Raw genomic sequence first — 24,092 nt, 5'->3', positions numbered from 1 at the left:
AATCGGCGTGCAGCGGATCGCCCGCGCAGGCACGGGAATCGGCATGGCCCGGCGCCCGCGCGGGCGCCGGTGTCAGCAGGGTGCCGCGCCGCCGGCCGTACGGTTCCGCAGCCGGTCCCGCAGTTCGCCCGCCGGAATCCCGGCGCGCTCCAGCACCTCGACGGCCCGTGACCGCGGGTCGGCCACGAGGGCGGCGAGCAGGTCGACGCCGTCGGCCCCGCCCGCGCCCCGGCGCGGGGCGGCGCGCACCTCGGCGTCGCGCAGCGCGGCGGCCGCGACCGGCGACCACCGCTCGCCGCCGGCGGCGGCTTCGGCACCGGACACCTCGGAACCGCCCTGCCAGCGCAGCCCGTACCCGATGCTGCGCTGCACGAGATACCCGAGCAGCCGCGCGAGCTGGGTCGGGGTGCCGACGGCGGCGCGGGCCTCGGGGTCGGTCTCCAGGAGCGAGTGGAGCAGATGGGCGGTGTCGATCTGCCGGTCGCCGTCGCGTACGGCCCTGCGGCGGGCACCGGCGATCACCGACGCGAAGCCGGTGCCGGGCCCGGTGTCGTTCTCGGCGCGCGGTACGCCCTCGTCGGAGGCGGACCGGCCGGCTGTGCGGGGTTCCACGGAAGACACCTCATCAGGCGCCGGAGCGGACGGCATCCACGGCGGGAACCATTCTCGCGTCCCACGGTGAGCGGACAACCGGCGCGTCCATCTCATCCTCACGGAGGAGATCCGGTCGATTCCGTGTCAGGGGCGCGCGCCGCCTTGCCTACGCCCCATGGGGCAACCTCTTGCCCCTTTCGTACGTCACACAACAAGTGGAGGACGGATGCCTGTGCTGGCTGGTGGGCCTGCCGGCGGTGGACGGCAAGCAGTACGTGTACCGGGTCTACGCCCCGCACGACGCGCTGCTCGCCGACCTCTTCTGGGACGCCTGGCACTGCCATGACGAGAGCGCCTTCCCGCGCGCGTGGGACTTGTTCGACGCGGCGGTGATACGACGCGTGCGGACGTGAGGCCGGCGCGGCGGCCGTGAGACACGCCCCGCCGACCCGTTCCGTCCGCCCCCGCCGGCGCGTCAGTCCTCGTCCGCGAGGATGAGATACAGCTTCTTGCGGGCCTCGTTGATGACGGTGAGCGCCTTCTCCCGCTGCTCCTTGGTGCCGGTCTTCCAGACCTGCCCGAAGGCCTCCATCAGCCCGAACCCGGCCTGCCGGATCTCGCTCAGCGCCTCCCAGTCGACACCGCGCGTCGCCTCCTCCCAGGGAGCCTCCGGGCCTTCCTCGGCGGAGGTCCGTCCGCTCTCGGTGAGGGAGAACAGCTTCTTGCCGCCCTCGCTCTCACTGGCGATCAGGCCCTCGTCCTCCAGGAGCTGGAGCGTGGGGTAGACCGAGCCGGGGCTCGGCTTCCACGCACCCCCACTGCGCTCCGCGATCTCCTGAATCATCTCGTACCCGTGCATCGGCCGGTCCTTGAGCAGCGCCAGGATCGAGGCCCGCACGTCACCGCGCCGCGCCCGCCCCCGGCCACCGCCGCGCCCCATGCCGCCCCAGGGCCCCGGCCCGAAGCCAGGCCCGAACCCGTGCCGCCCCGGCCCACCGGGACCACCCGGCCCGAACCCCGGCCCCCCGGGCCCGAACGGCCCGAACGCCTCCCGCAGCCCTTCAACTCCCCCGAACGCCCCCCAGCCCTGCCGGCCGGGCCCGCCGGGACGATGCCCACGCTCGAATCCGTGGTTCCGCATCGCGACCACTCCATTCCATCGTCGATCAGTCACGTACCCATCGCGTCTCTTACGCGACACCTCAACGATATATCGCTTCCGTGCTTACGACAATGCCCTTGCCGTCCGGATGACTGTTGTCCTGTGCCAGTGATCGCTGATCGATTGCCGACCGGCAAATCTTGGATGCGGTGAGACACCGTCCCGTGGTGGGATGCGCCGCATGAGCGACTCGCTGCGTGCCCGTATCGAGCAGTACTACGCCACCGTGCCGTTGCTGTTCGCTGATGCCGAAGAGTTCGGTCCGTTACGGCTGTTCGTGCGAAAGGGGCCAGGTGCCCCTTATTACGGCGGTCCCAGCCATGCCCAGCCCACCGCGGAGGGGGGTGCGGCCGTAACCGCCGCTGACATCGCCCAGGTGCGGGCCCGGCAGCGCGAACTCGGTGTGCCGGAGGCTTTCGAGTGGCTGGCCGAGCAGGCGCCGACGTTGCGGGCCCGTATCGAGGCCGCCGGCCTGCCAGTGGCGGAACGACCGTTGATGGCTCTGGATCCGGACCATCCGGTTGGTCCGCAGCCGTTGCCGGCTGGCGTGACGCTCCGTGTGGTGACGGCCGATGACCCCGCGTTGCCCGCGGTCCTCGCCCTGCCCCGGTTGGCCTTTGCCGAGGAGGGCACCATGGTGGGCCTGGCGGGTCGGAAGGAGTTGTCGGTGGTGGCCGAGGAGCTGACCGAGGACGGCACCGTGCGAACGATCCGCCCCGCGATCCGTTGCGGGCACAAGACGCTCATCGCTGCCCTGGCCTCGGACGGCACCCCGCTCGCTGCTGGTCATTACCACCCGGCGAACGGCACCACCGAGATCGGCGGTGTCGGCACCCTGCCCACCGCCCGCCGCCAGGGCCTGGCCGCCGCCGTCACTGCGGCACTGGTCACCCACGCTCGCGACAACGGGGTGGGCACTGTCTTCCTCGCCTATGCGGAGGACACCGTCGCTCGCATCTACTCACGTCTGGGCTTCCGCCCTGCCGGCAGCACCCTTCTGATCGCCAACCAACCTGCGCGGTCGTAGGTTCGCAGGCCGGAAGAGCTTGCGCTGGCGGTATGCCTTCTGGCGGCAGCGCTGGGAGCATGTCCGGCGTTGTGACATGTTGCGTCCTTCGGGCAGCGGGTCCGAACAGACTTCGCATGTCCCGGGGGTCGTCGGTGTCGATTTGCGGGGTGGGGCCAGCGGGCGAGCCGGACGCGGCGGTGTTGTTCGCCAGCGGTATACCGCTGGACGGCACCTCTTCTGCCGGCAGGCTCTCGAACGGGTCAGCGGCTTGACGCCGAAGCTCGCTTTGGACTGTATGGGGCCCCGCACTCCTCGCAGTTGACCGTGTTCAGGATCTGCTGGCGCCCGTCCGTGTCGCGGCCAGCGGTGGCGGCAACGCGGGGCCAGGTCGGACTGCCCCGGTGCATGGGCGGTTCAGCGAGGTACTTCCGCAGGTAGGCCGGGGAAGGTAGTTCGCCTTGGCGAGGCGGGTGATGAACGAGGCGATCCCTTCTCCCTGTCGTGGACGAACCTTGAACGGAATGCGGGCGACCTCGGTGCCCGGGGCCGACGACGTCATCCGTCGGTGCCAGGCTGCGTCGGACAGCCGGACGAAGAGTCGGGAGTGTGCCGACGCTTGCGTGTGCCGTCGTGCCAGTGCAGCCAGAACGGCTGCGAGGCGACCGCGACCACCTGCGGATCGGGGTCCAGCAGGATCAGCCTGTCCCTCTCCAGCCACGACTCGTAACCCTCGCGTCGACGGCTCGGCGGTGATCGTCGATGTTCGTGCGGACGACCGGATCGAGAGGCCTCTGCCGTGTCCGGCCTCAACCGTCAGATCCCCTACGGGGATGCCGCCGCGGCTACGAAGACGTTCACCCACCCGCTCCATCTGCCGTGGCTCAACGGGATCAGCACGCACGCGGCGATCCTCGACTACGGATGCGGATACGGCCGCGTCATGGAGGAACTCCAGCAGTGCGGCTTCGACGACCTCACGGGTGTCGAAGCCTCTCCGGAAATGATCAGCCGCGCACGCCTTCTGCCGCAAGACCACGCACGCAACCGGAGCCGCTACGGCCGGCATGCTGATCACTACGGCGCCTACGGCGTGTTCGAAACCGCCGACGGTGCGGTCTGCCGCCCTCACACCCGCGAGTGGTTCGCCACCCCGCTTCCCGGGTTCCGGACCCTCGACACGCGCACCATCACGGCCGGCCACAGACGGCGACGATCACTCTGCTCGACGGCTCTGTAGTGTGCGGCGATGACAAGAAGCGAGCGGCTCGCGGATCAGTTGGACTGGTACTGGCACAAGAACCTGCGGCCACGGCTGGACGGTCTCACCGACGAGGAGTACTTCTGGGAGCCGGTGCGCGACTGCTGGAGCATCCGCCCACGCGCCACGTCGGCCGCACCGGTGTCGGAAGGCTCGGGGCAATGGACGATGGACTCCACGTCCCCCGCCCCGGTGCCGGCACCGGTGACCACGATCGCCTGGCGGCTGGCGCACATCATCGTCTCGTGCCTGGGCTATCGGGTCGGCTGGTACTTCGGCGGCCAGGACGTCGACTCCCGGACATTCGCCTACGCGGGGACCGCCGACGAGGCACTGAAACAGCTCGATGAAATGTACGGCAGATGGAACACGGGGGTCCGCCAGCTCTCGGACGCCGACCTGGACAATCCGCCCACGCTGGGTCCCGAGCGGTTCCCCATGGAGAACAGGGTCCTGCACGTCAACAGGGAGCTGATCCACCACGGCGCCGAGATCTCCCTGCTGCGCGACCTCTACCACCGGCAGGACGGAGCCGTACCGCACCGCATATGACTTTCGAGAGAGGCGGCTCGTCGGCAGGCCGTCCGCAGCGCCCTCGAACGCCCGGCCCGGTCAGTCCAGCAGCGCAGCCGTGAACGTCTCGCGGTGGTCCACCAGCCACGCCTGCACGCGGTCCCAGCGTTCCCATCCGCCCCGTTCGGCCAGCGCCTGGAGGTAGAGGGGGTCTCCGTCGGCCACGCGGCGGGCGACGAAGGCGCGGCAGACCTCTGTGGCCTGCTCGATGACGTGGGGCAGTTCGGTGCGGTCCCCCGGCGGGAGGCCGTAGCCGTCGGCGAGGGTCCGCAGCCGTGCGGCCGTGGGCAGGCCGTGGGGGTGGGTAGCGGCCGCGGACTCGGGATCGAGCAGGGGGACCCAGTAGCGGGCGGTCATGGCGATGTCCCAGAGGGGACGGCCCGGGGCCGCCAGGTCGAAGTCGATCAGGGCCACGGCACGGCCGTCGCGGAAGACGACGTTCTCCGGGCACACGTCGTTGTGGCACACCGTCGTTCCCCCCTGCGGGTCGGCGAGGTCCCGGGGCCACTCGGCGTGGGTGTCGACCGCGACGGCCGCGCCGGCGTCGTGCAGACGCCGCAGCAGGCTCCCCACCGACGCGAGGGCGGAACTCGTCATCGCCCAGTCCGGGAACGGCGGCAGAGCCACGTCTCCGGGGATGAACGTCAGCCGCTCACGGCCGTCCGCGGTGAGACCGACAGGGGCCGGCGCCGCGTCGAAGCCGTGCTCCCGCAGTGCGAGGAGATGGGCGTGCAGGGCGCGCGCGTTGCGCGGTGCGGGGCGCTCCACCCACTCCCCCCGGCGGAAGACCGCCCCCGCGTTCGCCATCCCGCCGGCCAGCGCCTCGCCTTCAGCAGTCATGAGGATCACGCTATCGCCGGACCGGCCGGCGCGGGGCGGCCGCCCAAGCGGTCCCCTCAGCCAACTCAGGCGACTCAGACGAACTCACACAACGGAACGCGCGACCCGGAACCCCACGTCGTCGACCTGGAAAGTCGGATGGCTGCGGCGCCGCGCGGACGCCCGGCAGCTCCAGTGCTCGTCGAACCAGCCACCGCCGCGAAGCACCCGGTACGCGCCGTAGACCTCGGCGTCGTAGACGTCCCAGCACCAGTTCCAGACGTTGCCGAGCATGTCGTAAAGCCCCCACGCGTTGGGGCGTTTGCCGCCCACCTCGTGGACACGCTCGTGCGAGTTGCCGCGGTGCCAGGCGATCTCGTCGAGCTCCCCGTAGCGCGGCCCGGTCGTCCCGGCACGGCAGGCGTGCTCCCACTCGGCCTCGGTCGGCAGCCGATACCCGTCGGCGGAGGCGTCCCACTCGACGTCCTCGGCCTCGGCACCGAAGTGGTACGCGGGCGTGAGCCCGGCGCGCCCGGACAGGTCGTTGCAGAACCGCGCCGCGTCCCACCAGGAGACGGACTCGACGGGCAGCCGGTCCCCGCGGGCGGCACTCGGCCGCCGGCCCGTGATCTGCGCGTACAACGCCTGGGTGACCGGGAACGCCGCGAGCCGGTAGGGCGCGAGTTCGACCGCCCAACTGCGCTGTGTCCGCCGGTCCGACAGCGTCACCCGCCCCGGCGGGATGGCGATCATCTCGTTCCCCGTCATCACGTCCATGATGTGGCAGATCCTAACGAGAGCTGTCGGCGCGGATCACGCCCTCACCATGAGTAGGGTGGCGAACAGCCCCTGCCTGGTCGTCCGTTGGAGCGGCCGCACGAGCTGCGGGCATCCGGCTGGAGGCACAGTGAAGAGCCCCGACATGTCCCGCGCTGCCCGTCTGGCGGCCCACGGCGCCGTTTCCAACTCGCTGGCGCTGCACGGTGATCGCGGACTGCGCGAACTCCTGGACGCAGCCGCACCGGTGGGTTCCGGCATCGGCGGCAAGACCGTACTGCTGGACGTCGACGGAACTCCGGTCTTCGTCAAGGAAGTTCCTCTGACCGATCTCGAACGACGGCCGGAGAACGTCCACTCCACGGCGAACCTGTTCGGGATGCCTTCCTTCTGCCAGTACGGAGTCGGCAGCATCGGCAGCCCAGGGGTCAGCGCCTGGCGGGAGCTGGCCGTGCACACCATGACGACGAACTGGGTGATCACCGGACAGTACGAGGGTTTCCCCCTGATGCACCACTGGCGGGTGTTGCCGGGACCTGGCCTGCCCCTTCCCGAGGAACTGGCCGACGTGGAACGAGCTGTCGCGTACTGGGGCGGCCAACCGGGCGTACGCCGCCGGATCGAGGCTCTCCAGCGGTCCACGGCGAGCCTCGTGCTGTTCCTGGAGTACATCCCGCACAGCCTGCACGACTGGCTGGGCGTACGGATCGGCGCCGGTGAGGAGGCGGCCGCGCGGGCCTGCGCCATGGTGGACGACGAGCTGCGAGCCGGCACCTCGTTCATGAACGCCCACGGGCTGCTGCACTTCGATGCCCACTTCGAGAACATCCTCACCGACGGCCGGCGCCTGTACTTCGCGGACTACGGCCTCGCGCTCTCCTCCCGCTTCGCCCTCTCCCCGGACGAGGCCGCCTTCCACGCCCGGCACCACGGCCACGACCACCGCTACACGGCCTCGTACCTGGTGTACTGGCTGGTCACCGCCCTGTACGGATACGACTGGGACGAGCGCCTCGCACTGGTGCGCGCCTGCGCCGAGGGCAGGCGCCCCACGGGAATCCCGGAGCCGGCCGCCGCGCTCATCACCCGCCACGCGCCGCTCGCCGCGGTGATGTGGGACTTCTTCCGCAGGCTCCAGGAGGAGAACCGGGAGACGCCCTACCCGCTGGAAGCGCTGCGCCGGATCGAACAGCGGGACAGCCCGCTCGATACGGCGACGAGGTCATAGGACTCCCGCCGGGACACGTACCGCTTCGTCGGCGAGGCCGGCCCGCTCACGGTCGGGCTGCCGGAACGGGTCCGGCTCGCGCGCCTCTCCCGTGGACCGGCGGCCACGGCCTGTCTCGTCGTCGGGTACGAGGACGCCTCGCTCTCCGAGACCGCGCCGCCGCCCGGCACAACCGGGCCACCCCGCCCCAACTGGCCTTGGACTCCCGGTGATCCGGCGCTCTAGGGTCTGCGCCATGCGCATTCGAATCGTGGACGCCTTCACCGATCTGCCCTTCACCGGGAATCCCGCCGGAGTGGTCCTCCTGGACGACGTCTTCCCCGACGACGACTGGCTGCAGAACGTCGCCGCCGAGGTGAACCACCCCGAGACCGCGTTCGCCCACCGGCTGCCGGAGGGCGGTGAGGCGGACTGGGCGCTGCGGTGGTTCACTCCGCGTACCGAGGTCGCCATGTGCGGGCACGCCACGCTGGCCACAGCCCACATCCTGTACACCACGGGCACGTTCGAGGGGCCGGTACGGTTCGCCACCCGCAGCGGGGTGCTCACGGCCACCCCCGGCGACGACGGCTGGATCACCCTGGACTTCCCCACCGCCCCGCTCACCGAGGTGGCCGCCCCGGACGGCCTCGCGCGGGCACTCGGCGCGGACCCGGTCGCCGTCTACGACACGGGCCCCGAAGTGGGCGATCTGCTGGTGGAGTTGGCGGACGAGAAGGCCGTACTGGAGCTGGCCCCCGACCACAAGGAACTCACCGAGTGCTCCTCGCGCGGGGTGATCGTCACCGCCCGCGCCGAAAACCCCACCCTCGGCTGCGACTTCGTCTCCCGCTGCTTCTTCCCGAACATCGGTATCGACGAGGACAGCGTCACCGGGAGCGCCCACACCGCCCTCGCCCCGTACTGGTCCACCCGCCTCGGCCGCGACGACCTCACCGGCCTCCAGGCCTCCCGCCGGACCGGGTACGTCCGTACCCGTCTGCGCGACGACCGCACTCTGCTGGTCGGCCGCGCGGTGACGGTGATCGACGGCGAACTGCACGCCTGAGAAGAGGGGTTGGCGGCGAGCCAGGCGGCGTCGACGCGGCTCGCCGCCGCCCGCTCAGGCTGTGGGCAGCCAGCCCACCTTGCCCGCGAGGAGCGCGTAACCGACGAACGCCCCGATGTCGAGCAGGGAGTGCGCCACGACCAGCGGGCCGACGCGGCCCCAGCGGCGGTAGAGCCAGACGAAGACCACGCCCATGACCATGTTGCCGATGAAGCCGCCGATGCCCTGGTAGAGGTGGTACGAGCCGCGCAGGACCGCGCTGGCCACCAGGGCGGTACCCGGTGTCCAGCCCAACTGGCCCAGCCTGCGCAGCAGATACCCGACGACGATGACCTCTTCGAGGACCGCGTTCTGCACGGCGGACATCACCAGCACCGGGAACTTCCACCACACGTCGGGCAGCGCCTCGGGCACCACGGTGAGGTTGAAGCCGAGGGCCCGTGCGGCGAGGTAGAAGGCGATGCCGGTACTGCCGATCACCGCCGCGACCGCCGCGCCCCGCGCCAGGTCGGACCACGGCCGGCTGCGGTCGAACCCGATCACCCGCAGGCTCTTGCCCTCCCGCTGCAGCAGGTGCGCCACGAGGAACACCGGCACCAGCGCGGACGCGATCCCGAAGAGCTGCCAGGCGAGGTCCAGCCAGGGACGCCCCGGCGCGGCGGAGGCGTTGAGCGTGGCCGCCTGATCCTTGAGTCCCCCCGGCTCGGTCACCGACCCGACGAAACTGATGAGCGCGGACACCCCGCTCGCCCCCAGCGAGAGCGCCAGCACCAGCAGGGTCTCGTCCCGCAGCATCCGCCGCGGACTCCGCTCCCGCGAAAGGGACTCGGCCACCGGTTCAGCCTCCACCTGCGCTCGACCTCAGAGACCCCGCAAGGATCGCAGAACCCCGCAACCAACCCACGCACCGGGTCACAGGGACCCCGCCCGACGAGCCGGGCGCATCCGGCCTTCACCGCCCTGGTCACCCCGGAGCAGTGGTGATCTCCAGCGCTCGCGGACGCGGCGTCGGGGCGTAGCCAGCCCAACCGCCCCCGTCACCTCGGAGGCCCGGCGGAGGCGGCCCGCACCAGCCGAGTCACCCCGGAAGCCGGACGGAACCAACCCCCACCAGCCCCGTCACCCCAAGGCACCGGGGGCGGCCAACCCGACCGCCCCCAGACCCACCGGGCTCGGCCGACCTCCGCCGCCCCGCCCCACCACTCCCGTCACCTCAGAAGCACCCGGCGCACCCGGGCCTCGTCACCCAAGTCACCCAAGTCACCCCAGAAGCACCACTGCCGGCCGACCTCCACTCCCGCACCTCAAGAACCCCACCCCTCACAACCACCCCGCCCAACCCGCGGAGCGCCCCGCACAACCACCCCGCCCAACCCGCGGAGCGCCCCTCACCCCAGCGTCACCGCCTCCGGCACCCCCACCGGCCATGTGTGCACCGGCTCTCCGGCGTGCATGAGCTCGCCGTAGCGACGGGTCGTGGCGGCCAGGGCGGCCTCCCGGTCCATGCCCCGTTCCAGGGCGCGGTGGAAGGTGGCCGCCTGCCAGGAGGCGCCGTTGACGCGGCGGCGGCAGCGTTCCTCGATGACGCCGAGGTAGAAGTCGCGGTCGGCGGGTTCGATGCCCCAGGCGTCGAGGCCGGCCGAGGCCATGGGGAGGAGTTCGTCGCGGACGAGGGTGACCGCGTCGGTTTCGCCGACGCCGCCGTAGCGGCCGCGGCGGGGCCAGACGAAGCGGGCGTCGATGCCGTACCGGCAGGCCGCGTCGAAGTTGGCCTCGGCGGCCGTGAAGGGCAGCCGGGTCCACACCGGGCGGGGCTCCTCGGCGAGCGCGCGCACCAGGCCGTAGTAGAAGGCGGCGTTGGCGATCACGTCGGTGATGGTGGGCCCGGCGGGCAGCACCCGGTTCTCGACGCGCAGGTGCGGGACGCCGTCGGCGATGTCGTAGACGGGCCGGTTCCAGCGGTACACCGTGCCGTTGTGCAGGACGAGTTCGGCGAGCCGGGGCACGCCGCCCGCGTCGAGCACCTCCAGCGGGTCCTCGTCGTCGCAGATCGGCAGCAGGGCCGGGAAGTAGCGCAGGTTCTCCTCGAACAGCTCGTACGCGGAGGACACCCACCGTTCCCCGAACCAGGTGCGCGGCCGCACCCCCTGCGCCTGGAGTTCCGGCGGGCGCGTGTCGGTGGCCTGGAGGAACAGCGGCGGCCGGGACTCGCGCCACAGCTCGTGCCCGAACAGGAAGGGCGAGTTGGCCCCGACCGCGATCTGGGCCGCGCTCGCGACCTGCGCCGCGTTCCACACGTCCGCGAACCGCCCCGGCGTGACCTGGAGATGCAGCTGCACGGAGGTGCACGCGGCCTCGGGGACGATGGACTTGGAGGTGCACCGCAGGTGCTCGACCCCGTCGATGTCGAGCCGGAAGTCCTCACCGCGCGCGGCGACGATCTGGTCGTTCAGGAGGGCGTACCGGTCCACCTCGGAGAGGTTCGAGGAGACCAGGTCGTCACGGCCGAGCGTGGGCAGGATGCCGATCATCAGGATGCCGGCGTCGACCTCGCCGGCCTTGCGGTCGGCATACGCCAGGGACGTGCGCAGCTCCTCGGCCAGCCCGTCGAAAACCCGGCCGCCCAGCCGGTGCGGCGCTATGTTCACCTCCAGATTGAACATGGCGAGTTCGGTCTGGAAATCCCGGCTGGCGATCCGCTCCAGAACCTGACCGTTCAACATTCTGGGCAGGCCGTCGGCGCCGGCGAGATTCAATTCGATCTCCAGCCCCATGAGGTTCTTGGGCCGGTCGAAACGCCTCTCGGCCAGCAGCCGCTCCAGTCCCGCCAGGCACTTCTGGAGCTTTTCGCGGTAGCGCCCGCGATCGGACAGGTCGAACGACCCTGCCACGACCTTCTCCCCCATGCAGATATCCCTCCTCGGACGGGCGGCCCGAGGGTCCGGCCGCCGGGCTCACCGGTCCGGTCTCCCCGGATCAGGTGGGATGATGCCCAGCGGAAGCGATCCATAACGCCGCATCCGGCCTCGTCGCCCGTTATTCTGTCGTGGTGTCCCGCGGCACATTCACCGGGCATACCGCAGCACGCACCTTCGGGTGCCCAGATCGTCTCGTGAAAAACGCCGACGACATTCGGCCGACCGCGTGACACGCGGAGCAGGAGGTCAGCGGCGCGGCGCGCCCCGGAAATCGGGATGAATACCGCAGATTCCCGGCCGGATATCCACTTGTTCCGATCACCGGAATCCGTTAGCCGAAACACCACCTGAACACGTGTCGTATAAACTTCGCGGAGAAGGCCGAAGGTTGGCGCCCCGGTATCGGTTTCCGACGCGTTCCCACCGTGTTCCCGCCGTCAGGTGACGGACGACGGGCCTCAGCCACACCCGCGTCCACCGCTCCGGGCCCCCATCTCCCAGGCCGCCCACCTGTGAGCAGACAGCGCCGTCCGCCCTACCCTCCTCGCGCCGCCGCGCCTGTCGAACGAGAGGCGACCCACCATGCCGCTGCACGTTCCCCCTGCCCCCGCGCCCGCACTGCGCACCGTCCTCACGGCCCTCGGTTCCCCCACCGCGGTACGTGAGGCCCGCACCCCCTCCCTGCGTGCCGCTCAGGGACCCGTCACCGCCGAACTCCCGCTCGCCGTCCATGTGCTGGACCACGCCACCGACCCGGGCCCGGCCGCGACCCGACTGGCCGGCTGGCGCTTCCTGATCCGCTCCGGCGACCGCGCCGTGGCCGCCGCGGACACCATGCTGACCCCCGACGGCTGGGCCTTCTCGCACTTCTTCGAGGGCCCCTACATCCCCTCGACCGAACGCGCGCTCCAGCAGGCGGAGGCCCTGCAACAGCCGTACCAGCCACGCCTGTTGTCCGTCCCCGGCCTCTACATGCTCACCCTGTGGCTGCACGGCGACATCACGGCCGACCCGGCCGAGGGGCTGCCCGCCGCCGACGACCTGCTGATCCCGCTCGCCCCGGCCCCGCCCGGCATCCCCGCGCACCGGCCACACCGGGTCGCGGAGTTGCTGCCCGTCCTGACCCTGCGGGCGAACCGCGTCCCGCTGCTCGGCTCCCCCGCCTGACCCGGCCGAAACAGCGACCGGAACGGAAACCGCCGTACCCCGCTTCCGCGCCCCGGAAGCGGGGTACGACTGTCTGCGGGCCGCCGCCACGACCCGCGTGGAGCCCCCGGATCATCCCGGACAGCCCATGTGGACCATGCGGACTAGCCCCTTCCGGTGACTGCGAACCACCCAAAATGACAGTGCAGTTGGATTGAACCGTCCGCGTGGGTGACACGTCATCAACCTGTGAGAAGCGGTGCCGCGAAATCCCTGCGGAACGACCTCCGTAGGGCAACACTGGGTTCCGACCGACTCATTACGGGGGACGGACATGACCACGACAGAGCGAGAGATCCCACCCATGTGCCAGCACCAGCCGCCGTGCCCGCCAGCCGAGTCCGCCGACCGCGAGTCCGCCCGCCTCGTGGCGCACCACCCGGAGCAGGGATGGAGTCTGCTGTGCAACGGCGTCCTGCTCTTCGAGGACACCGGTGAGCTGCTGCCCGACGGCCGGGTGATCGCGCCGCACCGCCCGCTCGGCGCGGACCATGTGATGACCGCCGCCTGAGCGGCACACCGAGCACCACCCGGGAGCCCTGCGGGGCACCCGGCGACCCGAGGGGCCGGACGCGTACACATCAGGGTGCGCACCGGCCCCGACGCGTGTCCGTACCGAGCCGGGCGCTTATCCGCGCCAAGACCCGACGCGTGTCCGTACCAGAACCCGACGCGCCCCCGGTACGCAAAGACGCCTGTCCGGTAAGCGAAAGCGCCCCCTCGGCCCCCCAAAGCGCCCCCGCAGCCCCACCCTCCCCGTCAGGGACCTGTCAGAACCCCCGCCCCCGGCTGGTCGGATCGCCCCGGTGGGAGTGGGATGGAAGGTGAGCCCCGCGCGCGGGGAGAGCCGTCACGAGGAACGGTGCTGTGATGCCGGGTTACGACGCCTCCGTCACCACCCGGGTGGTGGCCGGCGTGAGCGGGTCGCTGGGCAGCGTGGCCGCCCTGCGCCAGGCCACCGCGCTGGCCCGCCGGCTGAACGCCGAGCTGTGGCCCGCGCTCGCCTGGGAGCCGCCGGGCGGAGAACCGGCCGCGCGCCGCGCCCTGGTCCACGACCCGCTCCTCGAGGAGTGGCAGCGCCTGGCCGAGCAGCGGCTGGTCTCGGTGCTGGAGGAGGTGTTCGGGGAGACGGGTCCGGGCTTCCCGCTGCACCCCGTCATCATCCGGGGCACCCCCGGCCGCGCCCTGGTGTGCGTGGCGGACCGCGAGAGCGACCTGCTCGTCGTCGGCGCCGGGCGGCGCAAGCTGCGCCACCCCTTCTCCGGCCGGGTCTCCCGGCACTGCCTCGCCCACGCCCACTGTCCGGTGCTCGCCGTGCCGCCCTCCCCGCTGGAGTCCCAGCTGGTGGCCGTCCACCGGCGCAACGCCTGGCACCTGCGCATCGACACGCGCGAGCTGTGACATCCGCCCACGCCGCGGCCCCTCCGTAAGCCCCCCAGCGGCTGCGGACCCGCCCCGCCCGGGGCAGCATGGAAACGTCGTACGAAGACGCAAGGACGACCTGGCTTGAGATGACGCTCGGTGTCCGCCCCGGGAGCGCGGACCGCCCCTCCTCCGTCCCCTGTCCGCGCGCCCCGCCAGGCTCCGGGCCTCCGCTTTTGCTGCTTCGCCACCACCAGTCGGGCCATTCTTAACGCAAGATTGACGCCGTCGGATCCGGCAGCCATGGGCCCTGGCGTCACTCTCCGCTTACGCTGGTGCCGCCGTCCGTGTGATGGCCGCAGAGAGCCGCAGAGAGCTGAGCCGCACACCAGGAGCACGCCGATGGCCACGACCGAGCACCCTCCCAGTCGCCTGCGCGCCTGGATGCTTGAGGGGCTGTCCGACATGGGCAGGAGCGGCGGCCTGACCGGACCCCACGCCGAGCCGGAACCCCCGCACAAGGGGCAGCGCTGGTGGCGGGTCATGTGCCTGACCGGTGTCGACTACTTCTCCACCCTCGGCTATCAGCCGGGCATCGCCGCCCTGGCCGCCGGCCTCCTCTCGCCGCTCGCGACCGTGGTCCTCGTCATCGTCACCCTGGCGGGCGCGCTCCCGGTCTACCGGCGGGTGGCGCAGGAGAGCCCGCACGGCGAGGGCTCGATCGCGATGCTGGAGCGGCTGCTGTCGTTCTGGAAGGGCAAGCTGTTCGTCCTGACGCTCCTGGGCTTCGCGGCCACCGACTTCCTGATCACCATCACCCTGTCCGCCGCCGACGCCTCCACCCACCTGGTGGAGAATCCGCATCTGACGAGCCTGCTCCAGGGCCATCAGATGGTGATCACACTCTTGCTGGTCGCTCTGCTCGGCGCGGTGTTCCTCAAGGGCTTCCTGGAGGCGATAGGCGTCGCCGTCGCCCTGGTCGGCATCTATCTCGGGCTGAACGTGGTCGTGGTGATCGCGGGACTGTGGCACGTCCTGACCGCCGAGCACGTGGTGACCGACTGGACCACCGCGCTGACCGCGCAGCACGGCAGCGTCTTCATGATGATCGGCGTCGCCCTGATCGTCTTCCCGAAGCTCGCCCTCGGCCTGTCCGGCTTCGAGACCGGTGTGGCCGTGATGCCGCACGTCAAGGGCGACGACGGCGACACCGAGGAACGGCCGACCGGCCGCATCCGGGACACCAAGAAGCTGCTCACCACGGCCGCCGTGATCATGAGCTGTTTCCTCATCACCACCAGCTTCATCACCACGCTGCTGATCCCGGCGCAGGAGTTCAAGGCGGGCGGCAAGGCGAACGGCCGCGCCCTCGCGTACCTCGCGCACGAGTACCTGGGCAACATCTTCGGCACGGTGTACGACGTCTCGACCATCGCCATCCTGTGGTTCGCCGGCGCCTCGGCCATGGCGGGCCTGCTCAATCTGATGCCGCGCTACCTGCCCCGCTACGGCATGGCACCGCACTGGGCACGCGCCGTCCGCCCGATGGTGATCGTCTTCATCCTGATCGCCTTCCTGGTGACCTGGCTCTTCGACGCCAACGTGGACAAGCAGGGCAGCGCCTACGCCACCGGTGTGCTGGTGCTGATCAGCTCGGCCGCCATCGCGGTGACCATCGCCGCGCACAAGGCGCAGGAGCGCGGCTGGACCATCGCGTTCGCGGTCATCGCGGCGGTGTTCCTCTACACGACCGTCGTGAACGTCATCGAGCGTCCGGACGGTGTGAAGATCGGCGCCTGCTTCATCGCGGGCATCATGCTGGTCTCGCTGCTGTCCCGGCTGGCCCGCGCCTTCGAGCTGCGCGTGACCAGCGTGACGATGGACCCGATGGCGGAACGATTCGTCAGGGACATGGCCAGTCGGAAGATCCGGTTCATCGCCAACGAGCCCGACCAGCGCGACAAGGCCGAGTACCGCGACAAAATCGAGCAGATCCGGGCCGACAACGACATGCCCGAGCAGGAGGACTTCGTCTTCGTCGAGGTGAAGGTCTCCGACCCCTCCGAGTTCGAGTCCTGCCTCGCCGTGCACGGCGAGGTCCTGCACAACCGCTACCGGGTGCTGACCGTCGAATCCGCCTCGATCCCCAACGGCCTGGCCGCGCTGCTCCTCCATGTACGCGACATGACGGGCCGCACCCCGCACATCTACTTCGAGTGGACGGAGGGCAACCCCTTCGCCAACTTCCTGCGCTTCTTCCTCTTCGGACAGGGCGAGGTCGCCCCCGTCACCCGCGAGGTCCTGCGCGAGGCGGAACCCGACCGGGCCCGCCGCCCCCGCGTCCACACGGGCTGAGCCCCCGCGCCGGGCCCCTCCGCTCGGCCACTCGGACCACAGCACGTGACACGCGAAACCGGACCCGTGTGCCCCGTTCCCGACCTCTGGATTTATGGTGACGAACATGCAGTCATACACCATCGGCCAGGCGGCGCGGCTGCTCGGCGTGAGCCCCGACACCGCGCGACGCTGGGCCGACGCCGGCCGCATGGCCACGCACCGCGACGAATCCGGACGCCGCCTGATCGCGGGCCGGGACCTCGCGGCCTTCTCGGTCGAGCTGGCCCAGACGGGCGCCGGTGAGGAGGAGACCTCCTACACCTCGGTCCGCAACGCCTTCCCCGGCATCGTCACCGCCATCAAGCTGGGCGACGTCGCCGCCCAGGTGGAGATCCAGGCGGGCCCGCACCGGCTGGTCTCCCTGCTCACCCGGGAGGCAGTGGACGAACTCGGCCTGGAGGTCGGCATGGAGGCCACGGCGCGCGTGAAGTCCACGAATGTCCATATTGATCGCATCTGAGCGCATCCAACCGCTAACAAACACTTAGCGGCAAGTATTGCTTTACGCGGTTTTCCGGCCCGGACGAAAAGCGACTTCCGGGCCGAATTCCGATGAAAGATATCTCACAGACCGGACATGGACGGCCGAGCCGTCCGGAACGCCGCCGACGCCCCCGGCGCGTCGTCCGCGCAGCTCAGGAAGCCGCCGCCGACGCGACCGGCGCGGGCGTGCCGAAGTGGTAGTTCCCGTCGACCCGGATGCCGGTGATCCCGCTGACGTGCCGGCCGCCGCAGCGGTCCTGGGGCAGCACCAATTGCGGACCCGCCGCGTCCAGCGGAGCACCGTCGACCGTGACCCCGAGAAGTACCGGAGCGTGCGCGAAATCGGGGTCGATCTCGGCCCATGACAACACTGCGTGATGCCCGTCCGTCCCAGTCACCGCAATGAGAAAGCGGAGTCTGTCCTTACGCCGGACCGGGTCGAAATGAGGGCCCGCGTCCGTGAGCACGTCGTAAAGGCGCGGCCCCGAAAAACGGTGCCGCTGAATGCCGCTCGTGGCGCATTCGAACGCCACGTCCACCCCGTACTGCGGCCAGCCGAGCAGGTCCCGCACGGTCAGCCGGGCGGGTCTGGCCAGGTCGCCGGTCATGGCCCATTGCGCGAGTGACACCTTGCGACCACCTCCCAGGAATACGTACCCGTAAGACGGTGGCGCGCAAACGCATATGCCAGCCTCAGGTCACAACTTGGCCGCTCATGCAATGCCACAGATGGTCTACCACCCGTAATTGCGGCAGTATCATCGCCGCATGGCCGGACTCCGGCCGTGGAAGAGCACAAACGGCTGTTCCACTGATCGTGAGGAGAAGAACCGTGATGACCCGTTCCGTACGCCGGACCCGCCGGATGCTGCCGCTGGCCGGCGTGGGAGTTGCCGCCCTGCTGGCCCTCAGCGCGTGCTCCTCCAACGACGGGTCCACGCCCGCCAAGGCGGACTCGTCGGACTCCGCCTCGGCGAGCCCGAAGCTGAAGGGCACCGTCACCGTGTTCGCGGCGGCCTCCCTCAAGGAGTCCTTCACGACGCTCGGCAAGGACTTCGAGAAGCAGCACCCGGGCACGAAGGTCGAGTTCAACTTCGGCGGCAGTGACACCCTCGCCGCGAGCATCACCAGCGGTGCCCCGGCCGACGTCTTCGCGGCCGCCAGCCCCAAGACGATGCAGATCGTCACCGACAAGAAGGACGCCGTCGGCACCCCGGCCACCTTCGCCCGCAACCAGCTGGAGATCGCGACCCTGCCGGGCAACCCCGACAAGGTCGACTCCCTGAAGGACCTGACCGACCCCAAGCTCAAGGTCGTCCTGTGCGACAAGACGGTGCCCTGCGGCGCCGCCGCCCAGAAGGTCCTGGACGCCAGTCACCTCAAGGTCACCCCGGTCTCCTACGAGCAGGACGTCAAGTCCGCGCTCAACAAGGTCGAGCTGAAGGAGGCCGACGCCTCCCTCGTCTACAAGTCCGACGTCAAGGCCGCCCAGGGCAAGGTCGCGGGCGTGGAGTTCCCCGAGTCCAAGGACGCGATCAACGACTACCCGATCGCCCTGCTGAAGCAGTCGCACAACGCCGACACCGCCAAGGCGTTCATCGCCCTGGTGCAGTCGTCCGAGGGCCAGAAGGTGCTGACCCAGGCCGGCTTCCTCCAGCCGTGACCGCACTAGACGGCACCGGCGCCGCGACCACTCCCCGCAAGGGAGGGCCGCGGCGCCCCCGCGTCCGCGCGCACCGGCGCGGGGTCCCGGTCCCGCTCCTGCTGCCGGGGCTCGTGGCGATCGCGTTCCTGCTGGTGCCCCTGCTGGCGCTGCTCGTGCGCGCTCCCTGGAAGAGCCTGCCCGACCAGCTGACCAGCCCCGAGGTGTGGCAGGCGCTCCAGCTGTCCCTGATCAGCGCGACGGCCGCCACCGCGGTGAGCCTGGTCCTGGGGGTGCCGCTGGCCTGGATCCTCGCGCGCACCGAGTTCCCCGGCCGGGGCCTCCTGCGCGCCCTGGTGACGCTGCCGCTGGTGCTGCCGCCGGTCGTCGGCGGTGTGGCCCTGCTGCTCGCCCTCGGGCGCAACGGCGTGGTCGGCAAGTGGCTGGACTCCTGGTTCGGAATCACCCTGCCGTTCACCACCACCGGTGTGATCATCGCCGAGGCGTTCGTCGCGATGCCCTTCCTGGTCATCAGCGTCGAGGGCACCCTGCGCGCGGCCGACCCGCGCTTCGAGGAGGCGGCCACCACGCTCGGCGCGTCCCGCTTCACCGCGTTCCGCCGGGTCACCCTGCCGCTGATCGCCCCCGGCATCGCCGCCGGTGCCGTACTGGCCTGGGCGCGTGCGCTCGGCGAGTTCGGCGCGACGATCACCTTCGCGGGCAACTTCCCGGGCCGTACCCAGACCATGCCCCTCGCGGTCTACCTCGCCCTGCAGAACGACCCCGAGGCCGCGATCTCCCTCAGCCTGATCCTGCTGGCCGTGTCCATCGCGGTCCTGGCGGGGCTGCGGGACCGGTGGATGACAGGAGCGTGACGGTGCCGCGAGGATGGAAGTCGCCCCCCGCGCGCGTACCGACGAAGGACAGTTCCCGGATGACCGAGATCAACGCGCCCCGCACCGGCGTGAGCGACGTGGAGGCCACGGGCGAGGGCGAGCAGGGCCTGGACGCCCGGCTCGTCGTCGACCGGGGCACCTTCCGCCTCGACGTGTCCCTGCGCGCCGCCCCCGGTGACGTGGTGGCGCTGCTCGGGCCCAACGGCGCGGGCAAGACCACCGCGCTGCGGGCGCTCGCGGGCCTGATCCCGCTCAGCGAGGGGCATCTGCGCCTGGACGGCGACCGGCTGGAGCGCACTCCGCCGGAGTCGCGTCCGGTCGGCGTGGTCTTCCAGGACTATCTGCTCTTCCCGCATCTGTCCGCCCTGGACAACGTCGCCTTCGGACCGCGCTGCCACGGCGTGGGCAAGGCGGAGGCGCGGGCCCAGGCGGCGGCGTGGCTGGACCGGCTGGGACTCGCGGACCACGTGAACGCCAAGCCGCGCCGGCTCTCCGGCGGCCAGGCCCAGCGCGTCGCCGTGGCGCGGGCGCTGGCCACCCGCCCCCGCCTGCTGCTGCTCGACGAACCGCTCGCCGCCCTGGACGCGCGCACCCGTCTGGAGGTCCGCTCCCAACTGCGGCGCCATCTCGCGGAGTTCGAGGCCGTAGCCGTCCTGGTCACACACGATCCGCTGGACGCCATGGTGCTCGCCGACCGGCTGGTGGTCGTGGAGCACGGCCGTGTGGTGCAGGAGGGCAGCCCCACGGAGATCGCCCGCCATCCGCGCACGGACTACATCGCCCAGCTGGTCGGCCTCAACCTCTACCGGGGCACCGCCGACGGGCACACCGTACGGCTCGACGCCGGGCCGGAGATCACGACCACGGAGGAGCTGACCGGGCCGGCCTTCGTCGCCTTCCCGCCGGTCGCGGTCACCCTCTTCCGGGACCGCCCGACCGGGGCCAGCGCCCGCAATCTGTGGCGCTGCCAGGTCGTCGGGCTCGAGTCCCACGGCGACCAGATCCGCGCCGACCTGTCGGGCGACCTGCCGCTGGCCGCCGACCTCACCACGGCCGCGGCCGCGGAGCTCGGCCTTCACCCGGGCGCGGCGGTCTGGGCGACCGTCAAGGCGACGCAGACGCACGCTTACCCAGAGTGAGCGCGCGTACCCGTTACGGTGGGGCGCCATGACCATGAGTATCCGCAACCAGCTTCCCGGCACCGTCACGGCGGTCCATTCCGGCGAGGTCATGGCGACCGTCAAAGTCCGGCTGACCGGCGGTCAGGACATCACCGCGGCGATCACCCTGGAGGCCGCCGAGGACCTGGGCCTTCGCGAGGGCACGTCGGTGCGCGCCCTGGTGAAGGCGACGGAGGTCTCGCTCGCCACCGAGCCCGTGCACCACATCTCGATCCGCAACCAGCTCGCGGGCACCATCACGGACATCGCCACCGGCGAGGCCATGGCCGCGGTGAAGATCGCGGTGCCGGGCGCCGAGCTGACCTCCGCCATCACCCACGAGTCGGTGGAGGAGTTGAAGCTGACGACGGGCTCCGACGTGGTCGCGCTGATCAAGTCGACGGAGGTCTCGCTGGCCACCGTCTGAGAAAGACGCCGAGGGGCGGCTCCCGGTCCGTGAATCCACAGGATCCACGGACCGGGAGCCGCCCCTCGGGTGTGTACGGACTCAGTCCTCGTACGCGTCCGGCGGCGGGCAGGAGCACACCAGGTTGCGGTCACCGAAGGCCTGGTCGATACGGCGCACCGGCGGCCAGTACTTGTCGGCCGCCGAGACACCGGCCGGGAAGACGGCCTCCTCGCGGCTGTACGGGTGCGCCCACTCGCCGCCGAGGGCCGCCGCGGTGTGCGGGGCGCCGCGCAGCGGGTTGTCGTCGGCGGACCACACGCCGGAGCCCACCTTCTCGATCTCGGCGCGGATCGCGATCATCGCGTCGCAGAACCGGTCCAGCTCGGCCAGGTCCTCCGACTCGGTCGGCTCGATCATCAGCGTGCCGGCCACCGGGAAGGACATGGTCGGGGCGTGGAAGCCGTAGTCGATGAGGCGCTTGGCCACGTCGTCCACGCTGACGCCGGTCGCCTTGGTGAGCGGGCGCAGGTCGATGATGCACTCGTGCGCGACGAGGTTGCCGGGGCCGGTGTAGAGCACCGGGTAGTGCGGCTCCAGGCGCTTGGCGACGTAGTTCGCGGAGAGCACGGCGACCTGGGTGGCGCGCTTGAGCCCCTCGCCGCCCATGAGGCGGACGTACGCCCAGGAGATCGGCAGGATGCCCGCGCTGCCCCACGGCGCCGCCGAGATGGGGCCGACGCCCGTCTCCGGACCGGCGGCCGGCTGGAGCGGGTGGTTGGGCAGGTACGGCGCGAGGTGCGACCGTACGGCCACCGGGCCGACGCCCGGGCCGCCGCCGCCGTGCGGGATGCAGAACGTCTTGTGCAGGTTCAGGTGGGAGACGTCGCCGCCGAAGTGGCCGGGCTTGGCGAGGCCGACCAGCGCGTTGAGGTTGGCGCCGTCGACGTACACCTGGCCGCCCGCGTCGTGCACCTGGGCGCAGATGTCGGCAACGTACTCCTCGAAGACGCCGTGCGTCGACGGGTAGGTGATCATCAGCACGGACAGCTGGTCGCGGTGCTGCTCGATCTTGGCGCGCAGGTCCTCGACATCGATCTCGCCGTCCTCGGCGGTCTTGACGACGACGACCTTCATGCCGGCCATCGCGGCGCTCGCGGCGTTGGTGCCGTGCGCGGAGGACGGGATGAGGCAGACGGTGCGCTGCTCGTCGCCGTTGGCGCGGTGGTAGGCGCGCACGGCCAGCAGTCCGGCCAGCTCGCCCTGGGAACCGGCGTTGGGCTGGAGGGAGACCTTGTCGTAGCCGGTGACCTCCGCGAGGCGGTCCTCCAGCTCGTGGATGAGGGTGAGGTAGCCCTCGGCCTGGTCGGCGGGCGCGAAGGGGTGCAGTTGGCCGAACTCGGGCCAGGTGACCGGCTCCATCTCGGTGGTCGCGTTCAGCTTCATGGTGCAGGAGCCGAGCGGGATCATGCCCCGGTCGAGCGCGTAGTCGCGGTCGGACAGCTTGCGCAGGTAGCGCAGCATGGCCGTCTCGGAGCGGTGCTCGTGGAAGACCGGGTGGGTGAGGTAGTCGTCGGTGCGCAGCAGGGCCTCGGGCAGTGCCTCGGCGGCGGCCGCGTCCAGCGCCTCGATGTCGCCCTCGACGCCGAACGCGGCGAACACGGCGGCGACCTGGGCGCGGTTGGTTGTCTCGTCGCAGGCGAGCGAGACGTGGTCGGCGTCGACCAGGCGCAGGTTGACCCCGCCCTTGCGCGCGGCGCCGACGACATCGGCGGCCGTGCCGGGCACGCGCGCGGTGAGCGTGTCGAAGTAGGCGCCGTGGACGATCTCGACGCCGCCCGCCGTCAGGCCCTCGGCGAGGATCGCGGCGTAACGGTGGGTGCGGCGGGCGATCGTGCGCAGGCCGTCGGGGCCGTGGTAGACGGCGTACATCCCGGCCATGACGGCGAGCAGCACCTGCGCGGTGCAGATGTTGCTGGTGGCCTTCTCGCGGCGGATGTGCTGCTCACGGGTCTGCAGTGCGAGCCGGTAGGCCTTGTGGCCGTCCGCGTCCACGGAGACGCCGACGAGCCGGCCGGGCAGGCTGCGGGCGAACTTCTCGTGCACCGCCATGTAGCCGGCGTGCGGGCCGCCGAAGCCCATGGGCACGCCGAAGCGCTGGGTGGTGCCGATGGCGATGTCCGCGCCCAGCTCGCCGGGCGAGGTGAGCAGGGTGAGGGCGAGCAGGTCGGCGGCGACGGTGACGAGCGCGCCCAGCCCGTGCGCCTGCTCGATCACCGGCTTCAGGTCGCGTACGGCACCGGAGGCACCGGGGTACTGGAGCAGGACGCCGGTGATGTCACGGGCGGCCAGCTCGGCCGGGATGCCCTCGCTGAGGTCGGCGACGACGACCTCGACGCCGGTCGGCTCGGCGCGCGTCTCGATGACGGCGACGGTCTGCGGCAGCGTGTCCGCGTCGACCAGGAAGAGGCCCTTCTTGTTCTTGCCCATGCGCCGGGAGAGCGCCATGGCCTCGGCGGCGGCGGTGCCCTCGTCGAGCAGGGAGGCGCCGGAGGTGGGCAGCCCGGTCAGCTCGGCGACCATCGTCTGGAAGTTCAGCAGGGCCTCGAGGCGGCCCTGGGAGATCTCCGGCTGGTACGGCGTGTAGGCGGTGTACCAGGCCGGGTTCTCCATGACGTTGCGCAGGATCACCGGCGGGGTGAAGGTGCCGTGATAGCCGAGGCCGATCATGGAGCCGAGGACCTGGTTGCGGTCCGCGAGGGAACGCAGTTCCGCGAGCACCTCGGCCTCGGTGCGGGCGTCCGGCAGGTCGAGGGCGTCGGCGTTCTTGATGACGTCCGGGACGGCGGCGGCGGTCAGCTCGTCGAGGGAGCCGTAGCCGACCTGCGCGAGCATCTTGGCCCGTGCCTCGTGGTCGGGCCCGATGTGGCGCTGCTCGAAGGGGATGCCCGCTTCGAGTGCGGAGAGCGGAATGCGAGGGGCGGTCATGTGCGGAGGCCTCCTGGTCTGGCGCGACCTGCGAGGGGCACCTCGGCGCGGGTGCCCACCGGCCTCCCCCTCTGTCATCTCATACCTGAGAGCTTCACCGGATGCCCGAGGGCCCCGGCTTTCACCGTCGGTGAGGGCGGGAGCCTGGACGCCCGCCCTGCTTTCC

The 24,092-nt window shown here is 71.1% G+C and carries 23 protein-coding genes; 15 read left to right on the top strand and 8 right to left on the bottom strand.

Annotated elements, in window-relative coordinates:
* Positions 1-72 precede the first annotated feature (72 nt).
* Positions 73-612, bottom strand: a complete 540-nt coding sequence (locus AB0898_RS13185) for a Clp protease N-terminal domain-containing protein (RefSeq protein ID WP_366802985.1) — start codon at positions 610-612, stop codon at positions 73-75.
* A 197-nt stretch (positions 613-809) separates the two neighbouring features.
* Here AB0898_RS13185 and AB0898_RS13180 point away from each other — a divergent pair, with 197 nt between their 5' ends.
* A complete protein-coding gene (locus AB0898_RS13180) occupies positions 810-1,007 on the top strand; it encodes a hypothetical protein (protein WP_361118189.1) in 198 nt (65 codons plus the stop codon).
* Positions 1,008-1,069: 62 nt separating this feature from the next.
* Here AB0898_RS13180 and AB0898_RS13175 read toward each other — a convergent pair whose 3' ends face one another.
* The gene (locus AB0898_RS13175; RefSeq protein WP_366802984.1) at positions 1,070-1,735 is read right to left on the bottom strand and encodes a PadR family transcriptional regulator; all 666 of its coding nucleotides are present in this window, start codon (positions 1,733-1,735) and stop codon (positions 1,070-1,072) included.
* A gap of 202 nt (positions 1,736-1,937) precedes the next feature.
* On the opposite strand from AB0898_RS13175, the gene AB0898_RS13170 reads away from it, so the two are divergent.
* The 3 genes from AB0898_RS13170 (at position 1,938) to AB0898_RS13160 (ending at position 4,575) form a co-directional block, all read left to right on the top strand.
* On the top strand, positions 1,938-2,783 hold the full coding sequence (locus tag AB0898_RS13170) for a GNAT family N-acetyltransferase (RefSeq protein WP_366802983.1): 846 nt from the start codon (positions 1,938-1,940) through the stop codon (positions 2,781-2,783).
* Positions 2,784-3,561: 778 nt separating this feature from the next.
* Complete coding sequence (locus AB0898_RS13165) at positions 3,562-4,002, top strand: class I SAM-dependent methyltransferase (protein ID WP_366802982.1); 441 nt, start codon at positions 3,562-3,564, stop codon at positions 4,000-4,002.
* A 9-nt stretch (positions 4,003-4,011) separates the two neighbouring features.
* Complete coding sequence (locus AB0898_RS13160) at positions 4,012-4,575, top strand: DinB family protein (protein WP_366802981.1); 564 nt, start codon at positions 4,012-4,014, stop codon at positions 4,573-4,575.
* A 60-nt stretch (positions 4,576-4,635) separates the two neighbouring features.
* Here AB0898_RS13160 and AB0898_RS13155 read toward each other — a convergent pair whose 3' ends face one another.
* Both AB0898_RS13155 and AB0898_RS13150 read right to left on the bottom strand, forming a co-directional pair.
* Complete coding sequence (locus tag AB0898_RS13155) at positions 4,636-5,436, bottom strand: phosphotransferase (protein ID WP_366802980.1); 801 nt, start codon at positions 5,434-5,436, stop codon at positions 4,636-4,638.
* Between the two features lie 84 nt (positions 5,437-5,520).
* Positions 5,521-6,192 carry an SUMF1/EgtB/PvdO family nonheme iron enzyme gene (locus AB0898_RS13150; protein ID WP_366802979.1) on the bottom strand — a complete coding sequence of 224 codons (672 nt, stop codon included), beginning with the start codon at positions 6,190-6,192 and terminating at the stop codon, positions 5,521-5,523.
* A gap of 145 nt (positions 6,193-6,337) precedes the next feature.
* On the opposite strand from AB0898_RS13150, the gene AB0898_RS13145 reads away from it, so the two are divergent.
* On the top strand, positions 6,338-7,420 hold the full coding sequence (locus AB0898_RS13145; RefSeq protein WP_366802978.1) for a protein kinase family protein: 1,083 nt from the start codon (positions 6,338-6,340) through the stop codon (positions 7,418-7,420).
* A 235-nt stretch (positions 7,421-7,655) separates the two neighbouring features.
* Entirely contained in the window at positions 7,656-8,468 is an 813-nt protein-coding gene (locus tag AB0898_RS13140) for a PhzF family phenazine biosynthesis protein (protein ID WP_366802977.1), read from the top strand.
* Positions 8,469-8,522: 54 nt separating this feature from the next.
* Here AB0898_RS13140 and AB0898_RS13135 read toward each other — a convergent pair whose 3' ends face one another.
* Positions 8,523-9,263 (bottom strand): type II CAAX endopeptidase family protein, encoded by a 741-nt coding sequence (locus AB0898_RS13135; protein ID WP_366803197.1) that lies wholly within the window; start codon positions 9,261-9,263, stop codon positions 8,523-8,525.
* Between the two features lie 593 nt (positions 9,264-9,856).
* Positions 9,857-11,374 (bottom strand): glutamate--cysteine ligase, encoded by a 1,518-nt coding sequence (locus tag AB0898_RS13130; protein WP_366802976.1) that lies wholly within the window; start codon positions 11,372-11,374, stop codon positions 9,857-9,859.
* Between the two features lie 594 nt (positions 11,375-11,968).
* On the opposite strand from AB0898_RS13130, the gene AB0898_RS13125 reads away from it, so the two are divergent.
* From AB0898_RS13125 to AB0898_RS13105, 5 genes are all read left to right on the top strand, one after another.
* Positions 11,969-12,553 (top strand): hypothetical protein, encoded by a 585-nt coding sequence (locus tag AB0898_RS13125; RefSeq protein ID WP_366802975.1) that lies wholly within the window; start codon positions 11,969-11,971, stop codon positions 12,551-12,553.
* Between the two features lie 343 nt (positions 12,554-12,896).
* Positions 12,897-13,103 (top strand): DUF5999 family protein, encoded by a 207-nt coding sequence (locus AB0898_RS13120; protein ID WP_116152356.1) that lies wholly within the window; start codon positions 12,897-12,899, stop codon positions 13,101-13,103.
* Positions 13,104-13,462: 359 nt separating this feature from the next.
* Positions 13,463-13,993: a universal stress protein gene (locus tag AB0898_RS13115; protein WP_366802974.1), complete on the top strand. Its 531-nt coding sequence runs from the start codon at positions 13,463-13,465 to the stop codon at positions 13,991-13,993.
* Positions 13,994-14,356: 363 nt separating this feature from the next.
* On the top strand, positions 14,357-16,309 hold the full coding sequence (locus AB0898_RS13110; protein ID WP_366802973.1) for an amino acid transporter: 1,953 nt from the start codon (positions 14,357-14,359) through the stop codon (positions 16,307-16,309).
* Between the two features lie 106 nt (positions 16,310-16,415).
* A complete protein-coding gene (locus AB0898_RS13105) occupies positions 16,416-16,811 on the top strand; it encodes a helix-turn-helix transcriptional regulator (RefSeq protein ID WP_366802972.1) in 396 nt (131 codons plus the stop codon).
* Positions 16,812-16,986: 175 nt separating this feature from the next.
* Here AB0898_RS13105 and AB0898_RS13100 read toward each other — a convergent pair whose 3' ends face one another.
* Complete coding sequence (locus tag AB0898_RS13100; protein ID WP_366803196.1) at positions 16,987-17,442, bottom strand: molybdopterin-dependent oxidoreductase; 456 nt, start codon at positions 17,440-17,442, stop codon at positions 16,987-16,989.
* 227 nt (positions 17,443-17,669) lie between these two features.
* On the opposite strand from AB0898_RS13100, the gene modA reads away from it, so the two are divergent.
* Genes modA through AB0898_RS13080 form a run of 4 tightly spaced genes read left to right on the top strand, consistent with a single transcriptional unit; the run spans position 17,670 to position 20,959 of the window.
* Positions 17,670-18,497 carry a molybdate ABC transporter substrate-binding protein gene (modA, locus tag AB0898_RS13095; RefSeq protein WP_366802971.1) on the top strand — a complete coding sequence of 276 codons (828 nt, stop codon included), beginning with the start codon at positions 17,670-17,672 and terminating at the stop codon, positions 18,495-18,497.
* Positions 18,494-19,351, top strand: coding sequence for a molybdate ABC transporter permease subunit (modB, locus tag AB0898_RS13090; protein ID WP_366802970.1), 858 nt, complete (start codon positions 18,494-18,496; stop codon positions 19,349-19,351). The genes modA and modB overlap by 4 nt, the downstream gene beginning before the upstream one ends.
* 59 nt (positions 19,352-19,410) lie before the next feature.
* Positions 19,411-20,511, top strand: coding sequence for an ABC transporter ATP-binding protein (locus tag AB0898_RS13085; protein WP_366802969.1), 1,101 nt, complete (start codon positions 19,411-19,413; stop codon positions 20,509-20,511).
* A gap of 28 nt (positions 20,512-20,539) precedes the next feature.
* On the top strand, positions 20,540-20,959 hold the full coding sequence (locus AB0898_RS13080; RefSeq protein WP_366802968.1) for a TOBE domain-containing protein: 420 nt from the start codon (positions 20,540-20,542) through the stop codon (positions 20,957-20,959).
* 81 nt (positions 20,960-21,040) lie between these two features.
* On the opposite strand, the gene gcvP is transcribed toward AB0898_RS13080, so the two are convergent.
* A complete protein-coding gene (gcvP, locus tag AB0898_RS13075; protein ID WP_366802967.1) occupies positions 21,041-23,926 on the bottom strand; it encodes an aminomethyl-transferring glycine dehydrogenase in 2,886 nt (961 codons plus the stop codon).
* Positions 23,927-24,092: the final 166 nt, after the last annotated feature.

The organism is Streptomyces sp. NPDC005435 (assembly GCF_040703155.1).
GTDB lineage: Bacteria > Actinomycetota > Actinomycetes > Streptomycetales > Streptomycetaceae > Streptomyces.
Note: the sequence above shows the minus strand (reverse complement) of the source record. Positions and strands in the feature narration are given on the sequence as shown.

Coding starts and splice junctions, on each gene's coding strand:
- AB0898_RS13175 (WP_366802984.1), bottom strand. CDS start 1,735: ATGCGGAACCACGGATTCGAGCGTGGGCATCGTCCCGGCGGGCCCGGC.
- AB0898_RS13170 (WP_366802983.1), top strand. CDS start 1,938: ATGAGCGACTCGCTGCGTGCCCGTATCGAGCAGTACTACGCCACCGTG.
- AB0898_RS13160 (WP_366802981.1), top strand. CDS start 4,012: ATGACAAGAAGCGAGCGGCTCGCGGATCAGTTGGACTGGTACTGGCAC.
- AB0898_RS13155 (WP_366802980.1), bottom strand. CDS start 5,436: ATGACTGCTGAAGGCGAGGCGCTGGCCGGCGGGATGGCGAACGCGGGG.
- AB0898_RS13150 (WP_366802979.1), bottom strand. CDS start 6,192: ATGGACGTGATGACGGGGAACGAGATGATCGCCATCCCGCCGGGGCGG.
- AB0898_RS13145 (WP_366802978.1), top strand. CDS start 6,338: ATGTCCCGCGCTGCCCGTCTGGCGGCCCACGGCGCCGTTTCCAACTCG.
- AB0898_RS13140 (WP_366802977.1), top strand. CDS start 7,656: ATGCGCATTCGAATCGTGGACGCCTTCACCGATCTGCCCTTCACCGGG.
- AB0898_RS13135 (WP_366803197.1), bottom strand. CDS start 9,263: ATGCTGCGGGACGAGACCCTGCTGGTGCTGGCGCTCTCGCTGGGGGCG.
- AB0898_RS13130 (WP_366802976.1), bottom strand. CDS start 11,374: ATGGGGGAGAAGGTCGTGGCAGGGTCGTTCGACCTGTCCGATCGCGGG.
- AB0898_RS13125 (WP_366802975.1), top strand. CDS start 11,969: ATGCCGCTGCACGTTCCCCCTGCCCCCGCGCCCGCACTGCGCACCGTC.
- AB0898_RS13120 (WP_116152356.1), top strand. CDS start 12,897: ATGTGCCAGCACCAGCCGCCGTGCCCGCCAGCCGAGTCCGCCGACCGC.
- AB0898_RS13115 (WP_366802974.1), top strand. CDS start 13,463: ATGCCGGGTTACGACGCCTCCGTCACCACCCGGGTGGTGGCCGGCGTG.
- AB0898_RS13110 (WP_366802973.1), top strand. CDS start 14,357: ATGGCCACGACCGAGCACCCTCCCAGTCGCCTGCGCGCCTGGATGCTT.
- AB0898_RS13105 (WP_366802972.1), top strand. CDS start 16,416: ATGCAGTCATACACCATCGGCCAGGCGGCGCGGCTGCTCGGCGTGAGC.
- AB0898_RS13100 (WP_366803196.1), bottom strand. CDS start 17,442: ATGACCGGCGACCTGGCCAGACCCGCCCGGCTGACCGTGCGGGACCTG.
- modA (WP_366802971.1), top strand. CDS start 17,670: ATGACCCGTTCCGTACGCCGGACCCGCCGGATGCTGCCGCTGGCCGGC.
- AB0898_RS13085 (WP_366802969.1), top strand. CDS start 19,411: ATGACCGAGATCAACGCGCCCCGCACCGGCGTGAGCGACGTGGAGGCC.
- AB0898_RS13080 (WP_366802968.1), top strand. CDS start 20,540: ATGACCATGAGTATCCGCAACCAGCTTCCCGGCACCGTCACGGCGGTC.
- gcvP (WP_366802967.1), bottom strand. CDS start 23,926: ATGACCGCCCCTCGCATTCCGCTCTCCGCACTCGAAGCGGGCATCCCC.